This is a genomic window from Streptomyces sp. NBC_01268 (assembly GCF_036240795.1).
In the GTDB taxonomy this organism is placed as follows: Bacteria; Actinomycetota; Actinomycetes; order Streptomycetales; family Streptomycetaceae; genus Streptomyces.
The window spans coordinates 249,527-265,717 of the sequence record NZ_CP108454.1 but is presented as its reverse complement, the minus strand read 5'-3'; the positions used below and the strand labels follow the sequence as shown (position 1 = coordinate 265,717).

Sequence of the window (16,191 nt, the reverse complement as noted above, 5' to 3'; positions counted from 1 at the left end):
TCTCATCTCCTCACTGGACCAGAAAACGGTGAGGCAGCCGGACCTCACACGCCGGGCGCAGGCCCACTCGAACGCCATGCGGCGGCGCGGAGGCCGAGCATCGGCAGGCGTCCCGGAACGCTCGGCGGGACCAGTGGCTGCTCACGAGGCGGCCGCGACCATCGCCAGAAGACGAAGGAGGGGAACCGGGTGACGCCTCGTGGGTGGCTCCGGGGGATGCTCGGGCCCGGTCGGTTGCGCAAAGGACCCCTGGCACGGGGGAGCCAGGGGTCCATGAGCAGCACCTGCCGGACGGGGCCGGCTGCACGCGTCACAGAGTAGCCCTCCGTCGTTGCCCGTACCCGGTGTGTGACGGAATCTGTCAGGTGTGGGCCGACGCCGCCTTCCGCCGTGAGCAGGTTCGGGGGGCGTACTCGGTGACGCGGAAGTGCTCCTCGGCCGGGCGCGGGAGCGTGCGCGTCCGGCGGTAGGTCGATCCGAGGCTGATCGGTCCCGGGGAGGTCTGCTCGGTGTGGTCGAGCGCGTAGTTCCAGCGGGGGAGGTTCTCGGGCCGCGCGAGGTAGGCGAAGACCTGCCTGACGGGTGCGTGGATGGTGGACGGTCAGGGTGTTGTCGAAGTGCTTGGTCGTTCCTTCGCCGGGCACCCGGTCGGCCCAGGGCGCGCAGCCCCTTCGGGCGGCGGGTGGCGACCGCGAGTGCGATGTTCGCGCCGGACGAGTCGCCGACCAGCAAGATCGCGGTTCCACGGGCTGCCTGCCTTGTGCGCCATCGGCCTCCCGGTGCGGTGTCGCGAGACGAAGGGGGCAGGTCTCCTGGGCCGAGGACGTGGGGGTGTCCGGCCGCAGGCCCACACCTCTGCGACGCCGAGCAGATCGGTACGCATGGTGGCGCGGTGTGTCCCGCATCTGGCGTGCTCGGACCTCCAAGAGATCACGCACGGCCCTCTAGGTTCATGGGTGGTGCCTGACAGCGGTGCTGGAGGGGACGGCAGCGCGGTGAGTGCGACCGAACGTCTCCGGTTTCCGGCTGTCGCCCGGCGCTGCCACGTCACACCACACCACTGCTTCGGAGGGCTTCACCCATGCACAAGATCCTTGCCCCGGCTGCCGCCGCCATAGCGCTGATCGGGGCATTCGCTGCCGCGCCCGCCGCGGCGGCCTCGACCGCGGAGACGAGCGACAGCAACAGGTCCCTGAGCAGCGGCTGGCTCTGCATGGATGACAGCAGTGCCCAGGGCTTGCGGATGCAGGAGTGCAGCACCGTGCGCTACGTCAACGGGCAGCAGCAGTGGGAGGTGACGCTCGGCAGCGGCCTCTCCACAGCGCAGTTCCGCAATGTCGCCACGGGACAGTGCCTCGACGGAAGCGTCAACTACGGTGTCCGCACCCACTCGTGCAGCACCGCGAGCTACAACAACGGCTACCAGGCCTGGAAGGCCGTCCGGACGAACCACACCCTCTCGCAGTTCAGCTACCAGAACGTTGCCACCGGACAGTGCCTGGACTACAGCGCCAGCCGCGGTCTGCGCCTGCACACGTGCAGCGAAGCGGCCTTCCTCAACGGCTACCAGGCGTGGGGCTACTGACCTGTTCCAGGCGCCGCAGGCGCAGCGAGGCCGCGCGGCCCTCGCCCCAGTGACGGCCGCCCGCTCGCGACCCGCCCCACGCCGGATCGATGACCAGGCATGACGACCCACCACGAGCCGACTCCCCGTCCGGACACTGCGCCGGGCCGTCCCGGCCACGGGAGGCGGCACGGTGCCCGCCGTTCGTTCGGCGCTTGCCGTCAGCTGGGTGATGTCGACCGATCCGGCGCCGGTAGTGCTGGCGGAAAGTTGATCTACCTGTCCGGTACGAGGGATCCTTGTCCGCCGGGCTGGTTTCCGGCAGGACGTCGATGATTGCGGAGGATCCGTGGTTGACCGGGACTTCACGACCCAGCCGAACGGCAGTGCTCACGACTCGGACGGGTTGAGGGCACGTTGTGTGGCTCTGCTCGACTTGGTGTTCACCGAGGACGCGATCTTCCTCGATTCACTTCCCGATCGCTTGGAGGCCAATCTCGTCCCGGCTCTAGGCCTGCTCGCGCAGGTTCTGGACGAGTCGAACGATCCTGCGGAACTCGCGAAGACGGCCCGGTTGGTTGAACAGTGCGGGGTTCCCCGCGAAGAGTGCCCTCCTGAGTTGAACGCGATGCTGGACCGCCTGGTCCGCTGAAGATGCGGCCACCAGGCCAGGGGGCGACGCTCCGACCGGTCGTGACCTGGGCCAGTCGCAGGCTGGACCCCTGGACACCTGCGACGAACAACACGGAGCCGACTCGCACCGCAACGACGCGGCGCGCCCTGACCCTGGCGGATGGTCTCGTCGGGCGGGAGGAACTTCCACCACCGCAGGGTGGAGCCGGTCTGTCAGTCGACCACGCCGGCTCGACCTCGCCTCGCCCTACGCCGATCACCCTGACGACCCGCAACGGCCCTGAGACAGAGATCGTTTGCGGGACAGCCCGTAGGCCGTCCCCTGCGGATCGTCTTCACCGGTCATGTGCGGCCCGGATACGGTGACGGCATGACAACGATCTTGCGGCACCCTCGACCTGGATTCATGTGGGACTGGTGGGCAGTGGATGCCCAGGGCTTCCTCGTGCAGTTCAGCGGCGGTCCAGCTCCTGAGCACCTGCTTGCGCAGGTGGATCGTGTCGACGCCGCAGCTGCGTGGGCAGAGGAGAACTGCCCTGCATGGTTCAACGATGGCCCGCCGCGGCTTCATGCGTTCAGTTGCAACGGTGAGCTGCCGACCTACACACGCAACGGAGTCCCGGCCTTTCCCCTGCGGCTGTCCGACGCGCCCGCAGTCATCGCGGACGTCGCGGCCTTGGTCGAAATGCACCGGGCAGTAGGAGACACCTGGACGGTCCGCCTCGACGACGGATGGGTCTAGACAGCTTGGCTGGAGTCATCTCGCCGCCCGGACGAAGAGGGCGGAGAGTCTGACCTGACGGCTGTGGGATCACCGCACGGATTTCACGCCGCCGCAGATGGGATCGGATCGCGCGGGGCCTGGGTAGCGGGCCACGATCTGTTGTGACGGGTGTCGGTTGATGGATCCGTCGGGGTCGAGGTATCGGCGATGGTTAGTGCCCGGGCGGACCGGCCACCGGCCCACGGTGCGTTCGCTGATCCGCACGCCTTGATTCGTGAGTTCGAGCGCGATCCGGCGGGCGGACCATTCGTTGTCTCGACGCAGCCGCTCAATCCGTTCAACGACCTCGGGCGGGGTCTGGGACGGTGAAGAGTGCGGGACGCTGGAGTGGTCCTGTAGCCCGGCCTCGTCGTATGTGTCGTATCGGCTCTTCCACGTGGACAGGCAGGCGCGGGAGACGCCGGCCTCGGCTGCCACGTGGGCGATCGGACGGCTGCGGCAGCGTTCCACGAGCCTTCGGCGTCCTTCGATGTCCAAGGGGGCGTTCGCATGTGTCACTGGAACACCTCGGCGCTTGGGCTGGTCGCGACGCGCGTGCGGAGGGGGAAGGTGATGAGTAGCGCGACAGCGATCAGGAGTCCGCTCGCCCACAGCGGTCCGACGCTCCCGGCCTTGGTACTGAGGGTGGTCGCGGCGACAAGAGGGCCGGCGACGGCGCCGATGTTGAGTGCCGCGGTCGCATACGAGCCGGCCATTGTGGGGGCTTGTGCTGCCTCGTAGAGGACCCGGGTGATCAGCGTGCTGCCCAGTGCGAACGACAGGGCGCCCTGCACGAACACAAGAGTGCACAGGGCGACTGGTTTGTCGGCCAGTACCGCCAGGGCCGGCCAGCCAACGAGCAGCAGCGGACCACCGACGGCGATGACCAGACCGGGACGCTGGTCGGACAGCCGGCCGGCGACGGTGATGCCGACGAAGGAACCGGCACCGAAGAGCATCAGCACGACAGAGATCCACAGCTCATCCAGCCCGGCGGTGGCGGTCACGACGGGGGCGAGAAAGGTGAAGCTTGCGAATGTTGCCGCGTTCACCAGCGCGCCGAGCAGCATCACCAGGATCAACCGCGGCCTTGTGAGCAGGGCGAGCTCCGCCCGCAAGGCAGGGCCGCCCGTGGCCGCTGCCTTCACTCGTCCTGCTGCGATGCCCTTCAGGACACCTAGAGCCGCGGGCAGGCAGAGAGCGGCGACTGCCCAGAATGTGGCCCGCCAGCCGAGCACCGTGCCGAGTACCGACCCTCCGGGGACACCGGCGATCGTGGCCACCGTCGTGCCCGACAGCAGCACGGCCAGCGCACGTCCCTTCTTGTCGGGCGGGACCAGCGTGGCGGCAGCCGTCAGAGCGAGGGCTAGGAACCCTGCGTTCGCGAGTGCGGCAAGGACCCGGGTAGCGAACAGGAGCGGGAAGCTGGTGGTGACGGCCCCCGCGGCGTGAGCTGCCGCGAAAGTCAGGACGAATGCGAGAAGGCTGGATCGCCTGGGCCAGTTGCGGGCAAGCGCGGCCGCAAGAGGGGCCCCGACGACCATACCGATCGCGAAGGCCGAGGTGAGGACACCTGCGGTCCCGACGGGGACGCCGAAATCTGAGGCGACGTCCGGCAACAGGCCGACGAGCATGAACTCCGAGGTGCCCATGGCGAAAACCGCCACGGCAAGCAGGTACAGCGGGAGAGACATCGAAGGCTCCGAGGTGAGGAGAAGCACGAGAGGGTCATCTCGTCACCGCGGCCAGCCCCACGGGCACACTCGTCCACCACAGAATGCGGCGCAACGACAGGGCTCAAGCTCAGGGTTTCAGGGGGCTGGCGGCGTGACCGAAAGCCCCCACCTTGTCTGACTCAGGACTCGACATAGCTCGCACGCTACCCGACCCACGCCCAGCGAGGCACCTGTGTCACCAACGTCATGTCCCGCAACATCCAGCTGTCGGCCCATCTCGGTGGCGTACGTGCGCAGCTTCCGGGCCCCGCAGAATTAGATGGGGCTAGGGCCTGTTGTGAAGTGGATCGCCTGTCAGACCTGCCTGGCATGCTTCGCGCCATGGAGATGACAGTGCAGCTGACGATCGACTGCTCCGATCCTCAGAGGATGGTGGCCTTCTGGGCCGAGGCCCTGGGCTACGTGCCTGAGCCTGCGCCCGACGGGCATGCCACGTGGCGTGCTTATTGGGGGGCGATGGGGGTGCCGGAGGAAGAGTTGCCGGCCGGCGCCGGGGACATTCCGGAGTCGATCATCGATCCCGCGGGGCGCGGGCCACGGGTGTGGTTCCAGGAGGTTCCAGAGCCGAAGGCCGCCAAGAACCGGTGGCACTTCGACCTGAAGGTCGGTGGGGGCCGTGACGTCCCACTGGACGTCCGCATGCAGCGGGTCAAGGCTACGGTGGAGCGGCTGGTCAAAGCCGGCGCCACCGTGCTGCGGATCAAGGACGATCCGGAAGCGGGGTTCTACGCCGCCGCCATGCAGGACCCCGAGGGCAACGAATTCGATATCGTCTGAGGGGCGTTGGTACGGTCCTGGTCGCAGCCATTCGTTGATGGCTGCGACCAGGACGGTCGCTTCGTAGCGGACAGCGAGTTTGTCGTACCGAGTGGCAACGGCCCGAACGGTTGCTGCGGGAGTCGTAGGCTTCGTCGGCCCGGACCCGGTCCGGATTCGTCAGATCCTCACGTCCCACGACACGGGATCACCAACGAACAAGATCCACTTTCGCAGCAGACCCTAGCCCAAGGGGTACGACCCTTCCCGGCGCCGACCCGGCTGTCGTGACTCGCCGCATCGCCCTACTCAGGCGCTTTCTCTTCGAGTGGCACGCCGTCTGGGAGCTCCGGCCGATCATGCGCACCCTGGCTCCTGCAAGGCTGGCCTTGGAGCAGGGACTTGAGTACGGGCAGGCACGTGGTGCCCGGTCAGAAGGGGGCCGGGCCCCGGTTATGCCGGGGCTTCAGCGGCGGCGGTGATGAGCGTCGCTGGCGGTGGGCGGCGCGTTGTGCATGGCCGTCGTGCTGAAGGAGACGCGGTCGCGTCCTGCCTGCGTGCGAGCCTGTTCCTCGATGCGGAGCCCCTCGGCGGTCTCCGTCTGGTTCCGGCTGCGGCGCAGGAGCGTGAGGACCAACAGCAGAACCAGCCCACCCAAGACACCGAAGAGCACGATGAATGCCATGGCTACCTCCCCCTATACGACGTGACCCCTAGTGTGCGCGCCGCCATGCGAAGTGGCCACGGGCTGTCGAAACCGACAGGCGGCCGACCGACCGTAGACGAAGAAGGCCGCCCACCACACTGCCGGTTTCCGGCAGCAGACAGACGTCGAGCTTGCCGGACGACGACATCGTTGATCGACAGGACAGGTCCTGACCCGCTTGGCGCATGGCTCGCAGTGCTTCCTCCGTGGTGCACCTCCGTGGCAGCCGGGTCAGCCGGTCGGGTCGGCTTCCGCGCTCCGTCTCGCCACGGTGAGCCGATGCAGCGCGCGGGTGAACCGGTACAGGGAGCGGAGGGTCGTACCGATGACGGCGAGGGTGACGATCGCGAAGAGGACCAGGGAGATGGTGTCGGCAAGATTCCTGTTGTGCCGGTCGTCGATCGTGACGAACCCCAGCACGAGCCAGAAGCCCCACGCCTTGGCGAGCTCCTTCACTTCGTCCCTCCGAACCCTCACCCCTGCACAGTGCCGATGAAGCATACGACGGGCGGGGGAACCACCAGGTCAGAGGGGTGAGCAGGCGGAACGCGAGTGACGTGTTGCGCCCCGCCGGGCCCTGAGGTCAACGCGCGCGGCCACCGGTGGCCCGGCCTCCACGCCGAGGCCGCCACCCCGGAAGTCGCCACACCGCACGCTCCCAGCCGGATTCACGCGAGAGCGTGGTGACTGAAGTGGCTGGCGCCGGACTTCTCAGCGGGCCCAGCGAGGAGATGTCGCTGCCCGGTGCCGGGCGTGGTGTCTGGCCGCCGCCGGGCCGGCCGCCTGGGGTCGGCAGAGGCTGTGTCCCGCCGGCCGCTGTCCTGCCGGGGCAGGCCTGGACTCGGCCGTTGTCGCGCCCTTGGCGCCAACCCGCCCGCCCGCGGCGTCGTGTCTTTTGGCTGCTCGCGGTCGTCCGCGGCAGGCTGCCCTGGCGGCCGCGCTGCCGGGCCCGTGCGTTGTCCCAGCTGATGGCGCGTGCGTGATTCGGTCGGCCGGGTCCGTCCGGCCCTGCGGGACCGGACGTGGGCATCGCCGGCCCGCGGGGGTGTGAGCCAGTGGGGAACCCTCCAAGCCCGGCCGGGCATCGTTGTGGCGGTCAAGATCACCGTGCTCATCGGCACGCCCGGAGACTGACAGGACGCAGCGGTCGAGGTGGCCGCCGCGTCTTCGTCCGTGACGACATCGGGGACACCACACTGTGAGCGAACGCGTCATTGCGCCCAAGAGCCGAGGATTCCTGTTCCTCGACTCCCATCCTGGTGGCTGCCGGCAGCTGGTGGACGAGATGTGGCAGGCCGTCCCCGGCCCGGTGCCCGCCCGAGGTGAGGGGCCGGTGGCGCTGGTCATCGGCTCGTCAGCGGGCTATGGACTGGCCGCTACGATCGCGGGCCTGGCCCGTGCCGGTATCCGTGGCATCGGCGTGTGCTTCGAGAAGGCGCCCGGGCGGCGCACCGGAACGGCCGGCTGGTATCGCACCGCCGCCACCGCCCGGCTCGCGCGTCAGCACGGGCGGGACATGGTCTTTCTCAACGGCGGCGCGTTCAGTGACGTGGTGAAGGAGCAGGTTGCCGACCTCCTCGCCGAGCGGTTCGGGGGGCGACTCGACTTCCTGATCTACTCGGTGGCCGCTCCTCGCCGCAGCGACCCGGACACCGGTGACGTGTACGCCTCGGTTCTCAAGCCGATCGGCTCCCCGTACACGACCAAGACCCTCGTCTTCGACGAGCACGGGGCACCCGAGGTCAAGGAAGTCACCACGGCACCGGCCCAGGGCGACGACATCGAGCAGACTGTCAGGGTGATGGGGGGCACGGACTGGGAACGGTGGGTCACGTTCCTGGACGACCGGTCCCTGCTCGCCGACGGCTTCACAACCGCCGCCTTGTCCTACATCGGCTCGCCGCTTACCGCGGCGATCTACCGGCAGGGCACCATCGGCGCGGCAAAGTCCCACGTGGAAGCCACCGCGCGCACGTTGGACGAGCGCCTGGGGAGGACTCTGGGCGGCCGGGCCGTTACGTCGGTCAACGCTGCTGCCGTCACCCAGTCGTCCACCGCCATCCCCGGCATCGCCCTGTACGTCGGGCTGCTGCGCGGCGTCCTCGGTGATGACGTGGTGGCCCCGATCGGTCAACTGGTTCAGCTGTGGGACCAACTGACCGGAGCCCGCCCGCTTGACCTTGACGACGAGGGCCGGGTCCGCCTCGACACCTGGGAACTCGGCCCCGCTGTGCAGAACGCCGTCGCGAGACGCTGGAGCTCGGCCACGAGCGACACCATCACAGAACTCGCCGACCTCGACTGGTTCAGCGACGAAGTCCGCCGGCTCTACGGCTTCTCCGTCCCCGGCATCGACTACACCGCCGCAGTGGAAACCGATGTCCCCTGGCCCACGGCCACCATCTGACGCGCACCTGCTCTCTCTATCCGACCGGTTTCGCCGCGGCCTTCTTCACGAAGGTGCGGATCATGGTGTCGATTTCCTTCGGGAAGACGGCCTTGTCACTGATGGGTCCGTACGCGAACCTGAGGACGATCCTTCCCGTGCGTACGATCACGAAGCGCATCTTGCTGGCGCTGATCGACTCCTCGCGTACATAGCTGACGTAGACGTCGCCGAGGTCTGCCATGGGCACCGGTTGGGGTGGTGCCGAGTCGTCGGGTGAGCCATCGAGTTGCCGGACCCTGTCTTTGTAAGTGGACTCTGCAGTGGTGATGGAGTCGCAGGCGTCGGCGTGGCAGCTCACCAGGTCCGTCTGACTGTCGTGCTTTGCGTAGGTGACGACTGAGGTGCTGCAACCAATCCCGCTCTCGGACAGCACATGGGCCACCACGCCGTATTCCAGCCATGGCGGCATCTCGTCTTGGAAGAGGAGCACCTCCATGGCATCCCGCTTGAGGTCGAACCCAGGCGTGGTGGGAGCCGGATCGGGGGTGGTGGCGCTGCTCGCATCCTCGCTCGGTGGAGGGCCTTCGAGTGGCCCCGTTGTGGCACTCCGCGGTGAGGGACCCGCGGCGTCGTCGGACGTGACGATCTGCACGACTCCGTAGGTGCCGAGCGAGAGCAGGACGAGAACGAGGACCATGACGGCGGCGAGGAGCGCCCTGCCGCCTGGAGTGTTGTTGACGGTCAGCGGGCCGACCACGATCTGGTTGCGGGACACCCGTCCGCCGCTGATCAGCACTCCGCCGCTGACGTGCGTGGTGGTGTGTGTCGTGCGGGAGGTCAGCTGCACCTGCAGGCGGTCTCTCCACTCAGGATCGGCTTCGATCTCCTCGCGCAGAACCTCCTGGGCTTCCTCTCGCGCCCCCGGCGCTGCCGGGTCCTCGTCGAGCCGCTCGAGGGCCGCCCGTCCACGGTCTGTGGCGCGCAGCCGCGAACGCACCAAGTCGGCGGCCGCGGCACCCAGGCCTTCCCCGAGGCCGGTAGCCGCTCCTGTCGCCGTCGCGACCACTACGCTCACCGCAGCCACTGCCAACTCTGCCGGTTCCACGGCGCCCCCTATCCCCCGTACACCTCGAAGGCTCATCCTCAGCCCCCGCCGACTGATCCGTTCAGCCTTCAACCGGCCATTTCCGTCCAGGCGGCGGACTTGCTCACCCACTCCGCGTGCGCGCTCCGGGCTCGGTACGCATCGACCGGTCTACAACCTTTCTAGCCGCCCGGCCCTGTCGCGTTCTCACGTTGCGGAGGTCGGACGTGGCCACCTTGCCGCTCAGGAGGAGGCAGCGTCCCGCAGGGAGCGGATCCTCTGGCCGGGGTCGGCCGGCACGTTCAGGGTGAACCTCGAAGTGGCCGGGTCGAAGCCTTCGGCTTCAGCCCGGCAGCCCAGTAGCTGGTGCCGACGCGGGGGTGGACCCAATGGACGTCGGCATGGACCAACTCAGCGGCGCAGGGGGCCGATCGGCGTCCTTCCCGGCCAAGGGCCGGACACCCGTGAACCCGGGATTGGCGGGTCCTTCGGAGGGGAAGCCACCAGGGGCCGCCCGCCGGGCCCGTCCTGCGCGCAGCGCGTACGGGCCTGCGGGGGCGGCCGCCCGGTACATCCTGTGACGGAGTGGGGGAGCTCAGCCCATGACCACCGCCGCATTCACGAACAAGGCGATCCTCACGTACTCGATCGCCTTCATCGGGTATCCCGGCCTCGAAGGAGAGTTCCAGAGCGTCTCGCACCAGGCGCTGCGCGGGGACAACTACTACAAGGACATTCCCGAACCCGCCGACTGGACAGGTGCCCTGAGGGAGCGTCAGCACACCAAGGACGCCGAGCGCCAGGTGGTGAACCTCCTGGCCGACAAGATCTACAACCACCTCGGATGTACGAGCACCGCCGACTACAAGGGGCGCATCGGAGCCGTCCGCAAGGGCACGCTGGACCTGTACTCCGACATGGGCCCGTGCCACTCCTGCCGCTCGGTGATCAAGGACTTCCGCAAGGACTTCCCGGCCCTGACCCTCCGGGTCCGCTATCGCAACGCCGTGCGCGGCGGCGGCTCCGCGGCACTGATCGAAGCGGGCGGCGGCTTGTACGGGGCGTACGGCATCGGCGATGCCACACAGGGCAGTGACGGGCTGTGGGCCAAGACGTACCCCGGCAGCCCGGTGGCCGCGGCCACCGGCACCTTCGACGTCAAGTTCGCCGGGGGGAAGGCCGGCAAGCGTTATGCGGGGACGGCGACGGCCATCGACCGGCAACCGCACTCCTCGTACCTGTACCCGGCACCGAAGGCGGGATCCGTACCGCTCGACGAGGTGACCGCCGTGCTCGACGGGATCGCCCTGGACCTCAGCGCCCAGATGGTGCCCGAACCGCTGATGCGCCCGCAGTCCTTCCGGCAATGGATCCAGGGCATCGAACGGGGCACCGTCAGGCTCGACTGCGAACGCGGGCCCGTGAAGGAGGGCAGGATCGCGGTCGCGGCGTTCATCAAGGACTTCCCCAAGGTCGCCGTCGAGGTGGCCTACCCCGGAGCCGCCGCCCAGGCCGACGACTGCGGGTACACCAACGCCATCGCCCAGGGCGACGGAACCTGGCTGAAGTCCTTCCCCGCCTCCTCCTAGACAACGTCCCCCGGGCCATCGCCTCCGGCGATGGCCCACGCCACGGACGGGCGGTCAGCGGCGTGGGTATCGGCATCGGGGCCACCTCTGTGGGCGCGCGGGGCTGCCTGCTGCGCATCGAGCGGCAAGGGTCAGGGGCGTAGGGCGTAGCAGCGCAGGACGTCGAGGTCGGCGGTACGCATCGCGGACCAGCCGGCCGTCAGCAGCTCGGCGTCCGCGGGCTGAATCCCGAGCCGCAGGAGAGCCGAGTCGGTGGTCCTGCGGCGGCCCGCGATTTCGGTGACGACCCAGAACGTCCCACCGGGCGCGAGGAGGCGGCGCACGCGGTCGAGGAACGTCGGCTTGTCTTCCATCCACCGGTACACCAAACGGCAAGTGATCAGAGCGTAGGCCGGGTTCGGCAGGGTGGCGAGGGCATCGGTGGTGATGTCGAGGCACCTCCAGGACGGCCCGGGGACGGTGTCGCGGGATGCGGCGAGCGCGACCGCGCTGGGGGAGCAGTCGATGCCGGTCGTGCGGTAGCCGCGCTCGTGGTGGAGGTACCGGGCCAGGGTGCCGTCGCCGCTGCCGATGTCGAGGGCGGGGCGGCCTGCGCCGGGACCGAGGTGTTCGGACATCAGCCGCAACTCGGCCTCGCACAACTGCCGGTAGCGTCGGCCGTCGGCCCAGAGGGGCTCCCAGTAGGCACTGCTCGCGGTGGACAGGCTGGTGGTCATCAGGGCCTTCTCTCTGGTGGGTGGGCAGGCCGCACGATGGCGGGGGCGGGCAGGCCGCACGATGGCGGGGCGGGCGGTCAGGTGGATCCGTACCGCTCATTGATCAGCGCGGCGTACTCGGCGTGCGGTCCCAGTCCGACGCTCGCACGCCGTTCGTCGAGGCCGGCGGGGTCGATGACCCGCTGCAGAGCCAGCCGGCCGTCTGGGCCTGGCCCGTACTGTGTTCCGTAGGTCTGGGCCTCGCCCCTGGCGACTTGGCAGCGGTCGGTGAGATAGGCGAGGTGCCGGCCGGGGACTTCTCCGTGTGCGGCCGCTTCGACCATCAGGGCGAGGGCGGATTCTTGAAACGCGGGGTCGCGGTCGGCGTGCTGGGCAAGGAGCCAGGCCGCTTCGGACGCCGCCTCGCCGACCAGGCTCCGGACCGGCCAGCCGAAGGCGGTGACGACGTGCTGGAGCCACGCGGTGTTGGCGGCGTCGACACGTCGGATCGCGGGGCCGTCGCCCTGATGCCCGGCCTTCTGATCGGCTGCCGCCCGTGCCAGGAGCTCTTGAGCCAGGTCGGGCCGCGTGCCGCTGTCGTTCGTTGTAGAGCTGGACAATGCTCTCTCCGTGGTGTCGAGGCGGACCGGGGCCGGCCGGCTGTGTGCGTCACCCTCTGTGCCCAGCCGTCGCGCGGCGCGCCAGGGTGTGCACGAGGTCGTGCCGGAGTCGACCCCGCGCGCCGACGCGTTCACCGGGGTGATCGTGCCGTCCAAGGCGGCGTCCCGCAGCTTCATGCGCAGAGTCGGTGATCGGACCTCGTCCTGAGGCAGCCAGACCGCCCCCGCGATCTCCTCCTCCTGCAGGGCGAGGTCCGGGGCGTCGGGTGTCAGGCGGAAGACGTACTGGAAGTCGTAGTGCTGGTGCGCGGGTTCGCCCTTCGACGGGCGGGCGTCGATGTCGTGGACGTCGATGTCGAGGGGCGCCCCTCCGAACTCGTGCGTGAGAGCAAGACACGCCGCCGGGATGCCGGTTTCCTCCTGGAGCTCCCGCAGCGCGGCCGCGAGCAGCGTGTCGTCACCGCTGTCGACGTGACCGCCGGGGGTGAGCAGCAGACCGCTGGCCCGGTGCGCGATGTGCAGGATGCGTCGATCGGCGTCGAGCACGACGGCACTGCAGGTGACGTGCCCGGGCAGCGTGCCCCGGCTGGTCGGGTCACTCCCGGAGTCGAGCGTGGACAGGAGTCCGGAGAGAGCGATGCGCTCGGAGGGATGGCGGCCGAGGTAGTCGGCGACCGTACATCGGATGTGGTCAACGGATGGCGGCATGTCGGCACCTCGCCAGGTCGAGACGGAATGCTGGGGTGTCGGGTGGCTCAACGACGCGGGTGCGTGGTTCGAGGACAGCGGATTCGGACGCCGTTCGAACCCCGAGCTCAGGCGAAAGCGAGTTCGTGTGGCGTGCATCGATCCGTGTGGGGCAAGCCCTTGCCGCCGGGGCCTTCGATGTCGCGCATGGCCGAAACGCCGAGGGCGAAGTCACGCGCCGGCCAGAGGAGTTCGACCGTACGCCGGGCGCGGCAGGCCGGCCTCCTCGCACGTGGTCAGGAAGGTGGTGGGGTGGGGGCGAGGCCGTCGTGCCATGGTGATGCGCAGCGCGGGCGGTGGTGACGGCGATGCTCCCGTGGCGCGGACCGGCAGCCTTGCGAGCGCCGGCCGCGCACCACGGCGGTACGTCAGGCAGCGTGCGTGATCGTCACCTTGACGTGCTTCATGATCGGCTGGTCGCTCTGCGTGCTGTAGTCGCCGAGCGCGCACAGCACGTTCATCTCCGGCATGTAGCCGGCGGCGCAGCCGCGCGGGATGTCGTAGGGGATGGCCAGGTAGCCGTTGAGGCCGCGCCGGCTGCCGTCCTTGGCCGTGCTGGTGATGTCGACCGGGTCGAACTTGGCGATGCCGCGCTCCCGCATGTCGTCCTCGTTCATGAAGACCAGCGTGCGCAGGTTCTTGACGCCGCGGTAGCGGTCGTTGTCGGAGTAGATCGTGGTGTTCCACTGGTCGTGGGAGCGCATGGTGCCGAGTGCGAGCGTGCCGGGCTCGGGAACCACGTCGGGCAGCGGGGCCGCGGAGAACTCGGCCCGTCCGGACGGCGTGAGGAAGACGAGTTCGCGCGCCGGCTGCTTGAGGCGGAAGCCGAGGGGCAGCCGGACCCGCCGGTTGAAGTCCTCGAATCCGTTGAGGACCTGGGCCATGGTGTCGCGGATCCGGTCGTAGTCCTCGACGTACCACTCCCACGGCGTCGCGCTGTCGGGCAGCGCGGCGCGGGCCATGCCGGCGACGACGGCCGGTTCGGACAGCAGGTGCGGGGAGGCCGGCCGCTTCATGCCGACGGACAGGTGCACCATGCTCATCGAGTCCTCGACGGAGGTGCTCTGGGTTCCGCCGCGCTGCTCGTCCTTCTCGGTGCGGCCCAGGCACGGCAGGATGAGGGCCTTGCGGCCGTGCACGAGATGGCTGCGGTTGAGCTTGGTGCTCACCTGGACCGTGAGCTCGCACTGCCGCAGCGCTTCGTACGTGTACGGGGTGTCGGGCGCGGCGAGCGCGAAGTTGCCGCCCATGCCGACGAAGACCTTGATATCGCCGCGGTGCATGGCCCGGATGGTGCCCACCGTGTCGAGACCGTGCTCGCGGGGCGGGTCGATCGAGCAGACCTCGCCGAGGCGGTCGAGGAACTCCGGGGCCGGGCGATGGTCGATGCCGCAGGTGCGGTTGCCCTGGACGTTGCTGTGGCCGCGGACCGGGGAGGGGCCGGCGCCCTCGCGGCCCAGGTTCCCGCGCAGGAGGAGCAGGTTGACGATCTCCCGCACGGTGTCGACACCGTGCTCGTGCTGCGTGACGCCCAGGCACCAGCTGACGATGGAGCGGTCCGCCTCGCGGTAGACGCGGGCCGCCTGGAGGATCGCGGCGCGGTCGACGCCGGACTGGCGCTCGATCTCCTCCCAGGACGCGCTCTCGCACGCGGCCCGGTACTCCTCGAAACCGGCGGTGTACCGGTCGATGAACTCCCGGTCGAGGGCCTTGGGGTCGGCCGAGGACTGCTCCAGGAGCGCCTTGGCCACGCCGCGCAGCAGTGCCATGTCTCCGCCGATGCGGGGCTGGATGTTGAGGTTGCTGGTGCGTGTGGAGTGGAGGGTGGCCATATCCCGGAAGTCGTGCGGGATGATGGCGCGAGTGGCGGCGGCCTCGACGAGCGGGTTGACGTGCACGATGCGGGCACCGCGCTTGTGGGCCTCGGCCAGGGCGGTGAGCATGCGGGGCGCGTTGGAGGCGGCGTTGACGCCGATGATGAACAGGGCGTCGGTGGTCTCCCAGTCCTTGAGGTCGACGGTGCCCTTGCCGGTGCCGAGGGAGGCGGTGAGGGCCCGGCCGCTGGCCTCGTGGCACATGTTGGAGCAGTCGGGCAGGTTGTTGGTGCCCAGCTCCCTGGCCATCAGCTGGTAGAGGAAGGTGGCCTCGTTGCCGAGTCGGCCGGAGGTGTAGAACGCCGCCTGGTGCGGGGAGTCCAGGCCGCGCAGGGTGCTCCCGACGAGTTCGAAGGCGTCCTTCCAGCTGATGGGGACGTAATGGTCGGTCTCGGGGTCGTACACCATCGGCTCGGTGAGCCGGCCCTGGTTCTCCAGGTCGTAGTCGCTCCAGCCCGACAACTCGCTCACCGAGCGGGAGGCGAAGAACTCGGGCCCGACCCGCTTGCGGGTCATCTCCCAGGTGACGTGCTTGATGCCGTTCTCGCAGATGTCGAGGTGCAGGCCCTTGGTGTCGTCGGGCCAGGCACATCCCGGACAGTCGAAGCCGGTGTTCTCGTGGTTCATCCGCAGGATGGCGCGGGGCCCGTCGACGAGGGCGCCCTCGCGCGACATGAAGCGGGTCACGCTCTTGGCGGCACCCCAGCCCGCGGCCGGGTGGTGATACGGCTCGAACTCGGGCTCCCCCACGGGTGCGGGCCCGACCCGGGTCTCGCGTCCGCCCGCCTCATCCTGGGAAGCGCTCACGTCACTCACCCCTCCGCCAGGGCGTACCCGCCGAAAAGTACGGTCCGACATGCGGATCGTGGATTCGACGGGTGCATTCGACATGTGGTCCTGCGTACGGTTCCCCAGCCTAGGACGCCCGGCGAAGCCCCGCCATCGCAGCCCGTGACGGCCGGGACGACCCTCGGTGCCGGGAGAGACCCGACGGCGCGCCCCCCGGCTGAAGCGTCCCGCGAACGCCCGACTCGT

15 protein-coding genes are annotated in these 16,191 nt (G+C 69.2%); 6 read left to right on the top strand and 9 right to left on the bottom strand.

The window, feature by feature from the left end:
• Window positions 1–361: 361 nt before the first annotated feature.
• On the bottom strand, window positions 362–592 hold the full coding sequence (locus OG309_RS38100) for an SRPBCC family protein (protein ID WP_361838290.1): 231 nt from the start codon (window positions 590–592) through the stop codon (window positions 362–364).
• A 621-nt stretch (window positions 593–1,213) separates the two neighbouring features.
• Here OG309_RS38100 and OG309_RS01215 point away from each other — a divergent pair.
• The 3 genes from OG309_RS01215 to OG309_RS01205 all read left to right on the top strand — a co-directional run bounded on the left by OG309_RS01215 (window position 1,214) and on the right by OG309_RS01205 (window position 2,939).
• Window positions 1,214–1,585, top strand: a complete 372-nt coding sequence (locus tag OG309_RS01215; RefSeq protein ID WP_329417479.1) for an RICIN domain-containing protein — start codon at window positions 1,214–1,216, stop codon at window positions 1,583–1,585.
• 400 nt (window positions 1,586–1,985) lie between these two features.
• A complete protein-coding gene (locus OG309_RS01210; protein ID WP_329417478.1) occupies window positions 1,986–2,216 on the top strand; it encodes a hypothetical protein in 231 nt (76 codons plus the stop codon).
• Window positions 2,217–2,567: 351 nt separating this feature from the next.
• A complete protein-coding gene (locus OG309_RS01205; RefSeq protein WP_329417477.1) occupies window positions 2,568–2,939 on the top strand; it encodes a hypothetical protein in 372 nt (123 codons plus the stop codon).
• Window positions 2,940–3,008: 69 nt separating this feature from the next.
• Here the strand turns inward: OG309_RS01205 and OG309_RS01200 are convergent, their stop codons facing one another.
• Window positions 3,009–3,479, bottom strand: a complete 471-nt coding sequence (locus OG309_RS01200) for a helix-turn-helix domain-containing protein (protein ID WP_329417476.1) — start codon at window positions 3,477–3,479, stop codon at window positions 3,009–3,011.
• Window positions 3,476–4,654: a Cmx/CmrA family chloramphenicol efflux MFS transporter gene (locus tag OG309_RS01195; RefSeq protein WP_329417474.1), complete on the bottom strand. Its 1,179-nt coding sequence runs from the start codon at window positions 4,652–4,654 to the stop codon at window positions 3,476–3,478. The genes OG309_RS01200 and OG309_RS01195 overlap by 4 nt, the downstream gene beginning before the upstream one ends.
• A 363-nt stretch (window positions 4,655–5,017) precedes the next feature.
• On the opposite strand from OG309_RS01195, the gene OG309_RS01190 reads away from it, so the two are divergent.
• Window positions 5,018–5,473 (top strand): VOC family protein, encoded by a 456-nt coding sequence (locus OG309_RS01190; RefSeq protein WP_329417472.1) that lies wholly within the window; start codon window positions 5,018–5,020, stop codon window positions 5,471–5,473.
• 445 nt (window positions 5,474–5,918) lie between these two features.
• Here the strand turns inward: OG309_RS01190 and OG309_RS01185 are convergent, their stop codons facing one another.
• Complete coding sequence (locus OG309_RS01185; RefSeq protein WP_329417470.1) at window positions 5,919–6,137, bottom strand: hypothetical protein; 219 nt, start codon at window positions 6,135–6,137, stop codon at window positions 5,919–5,921.
• A 252-nt stretch (window positions 6,138–6,389) separates the two neighbouring features.
• Entirely contained in the window at window positions 6,390–6,614 is a 225-nt protein-coding gene (locus OG309_RS01180) for a hypothetical protein (RefSeq protein WP_329417468.1), read from the bottom strand.
• A gap of 742 nt (window positions 6,615–7,356) precedes the next feature.
• Here OG309_RS01180 and fabV point away from each other — a divergent pair.
• Window positions 7,357–8,565: an enoyl-[acyl-carrier-protein] reductase FabV gene (fabV, locus tag OG309_RS01175; protein WP_329417466.1), complete on the top strand. Its 1,209-nt coding sequence runs from the start codon at window positions 7,357–7,359 to the stop codon at window positions 8,563–8,565.
• 16 nt (window positions 8,566–8,581) lie between these two features.
• Here the strand turns inward: fabV and OG309_RS01170 are convergent, their stop codons facing one another.
• Window positions 8,582–9,652, bottom strand: coding sequence for a hypothetical protein (locus OG309_RS01170; protein ID WP_329417463.1), 1,071 nt, complete (start codon window positions 9,650–9,652; stop codon window positions 8,582–8,584).
• Between the two features lie 581 nt (window positions 9,653–10,233).
• Between OG309_RS01170 and OG309_RS01165 the strand changes: the two genes are divergently transcribed.
• Window positions 10,234–11,220 carry a deaminase domain-containing protein gene (locus OG309_RS01165; RefSeq protein ID WP_329417461.1) on the top strand — a complete coding sequence of 329 codons (987 nt, stop codon included), beginning with the start codon at window positions 10,234–10,236 and terminating at the stop codon, window positions 11,218–11,220.
• Between the two features lie 131 nt (window positions 11,221–11,351).
• On the opposite strand, the gene OG309_RS01160 is transcribed toward OG309_RS01165, so the two are convergent.
• From OG309_RS01160 to OG309_RS01150, 3 genes are all read right to left on the bottom strand, one after another.
• Window positions 11,352–11,936: an SAM-dependent methyltransferase gene (locus tag OG309_RS01160; RefSeq protein WP_329417459.1), complete on the bottom strand. Its 585-nt coding sequence runs from the start codon at window positions 11,934–11,936 to the stop codon at window positions 11,352–11,354.
• Window positions 11,937–12,013: 77 nt separating this feature from the next.
• Entirely contained in the window at window positions 12,014–13,243 is a 1,230-nt protein-coding gene (locus OG309_RS01155; protein ID WP_329417457.1) for an NUDIX hydrolase, read from the bottom strand.
• A gap of 407 nt (window positions 13,244–13,650) precedes the next feature.
• Window positions 13,651–15,963, bottom strand: a complete 2,313-nt coding sequence (locus OG309_RS01150) for an FdhF/YdeP family oxidoreductase (protein WP_329417455.1) — start codon at window positions 15,961–15,963, stop codon at window positions 13,651–13,653.
• Between the last annotated feature and the right edge of the window lie 228 nt (window positions 15,964–16,191).

What these genes read in the sequence shown, in the direction of transcription:
- OG309_RS01215 (WP_329417479.1), top strand. Translation starts at nt 1,214, where the DNA reads ATGGATGACAGCAGTGCCCAGGGCTTGCGGATGCAGGAGTGCAGCACC.
- OG309_RS01205 (WP_329417477.1), top strand. Translation starts at nt 2,568, where the DNA reads ATGACAACGATCTTGCGGCACCCTCGACCTGGATTCATGTGGGACTGG.
- OG309_RS01195 (WP_329417474.1), bottom strand. Translation starts at nt 4,654, where the DNA reads ATGTCTCTCCCGCTGTACCTGCTTGCCGTGGCGGTTTTCGCCATGGGC.
- OG309_RS01190 (WP_329417472.1), top strand. Translation starts at nt 5,018, where the DNA reads ATGGAGATGACAGTGCAGCTGACGATCGACTGCTCCGATCCTCAGAGG.
- OG309_RS01185 (WP_329417470.1), bottom strand. Translation starts at nt 6,137, where the DNA reads ATGGCATTCATCGTGCTCTTCGGTGTCTTGGGTGGGCTGGTTCTGCTG.
- OG309_RS01165 (WP_329417461.1), top strand. Translation starts at nt 10,234, where the DNA reads ATGACCACCGCCGCATTCACGAACAAGGCGATCCTCACGTACTCGATC.
- OG309_RS01160 (WP_329417459.1), bottom strand. Translation starts at nt 11,936, where the DNA reads ATGACCACCAGCCTGTCCACCGCGAGCAGTGCCTACTGGGAGCCCCTC.
- OG309_RS01155 (WP_329417457.1), bottom strand. Translation starts at nt 13,243, where the DNA reads ATGCCGCCATCCGTTGACCACATCCGATGTACGGTCGCCGACTACCTC.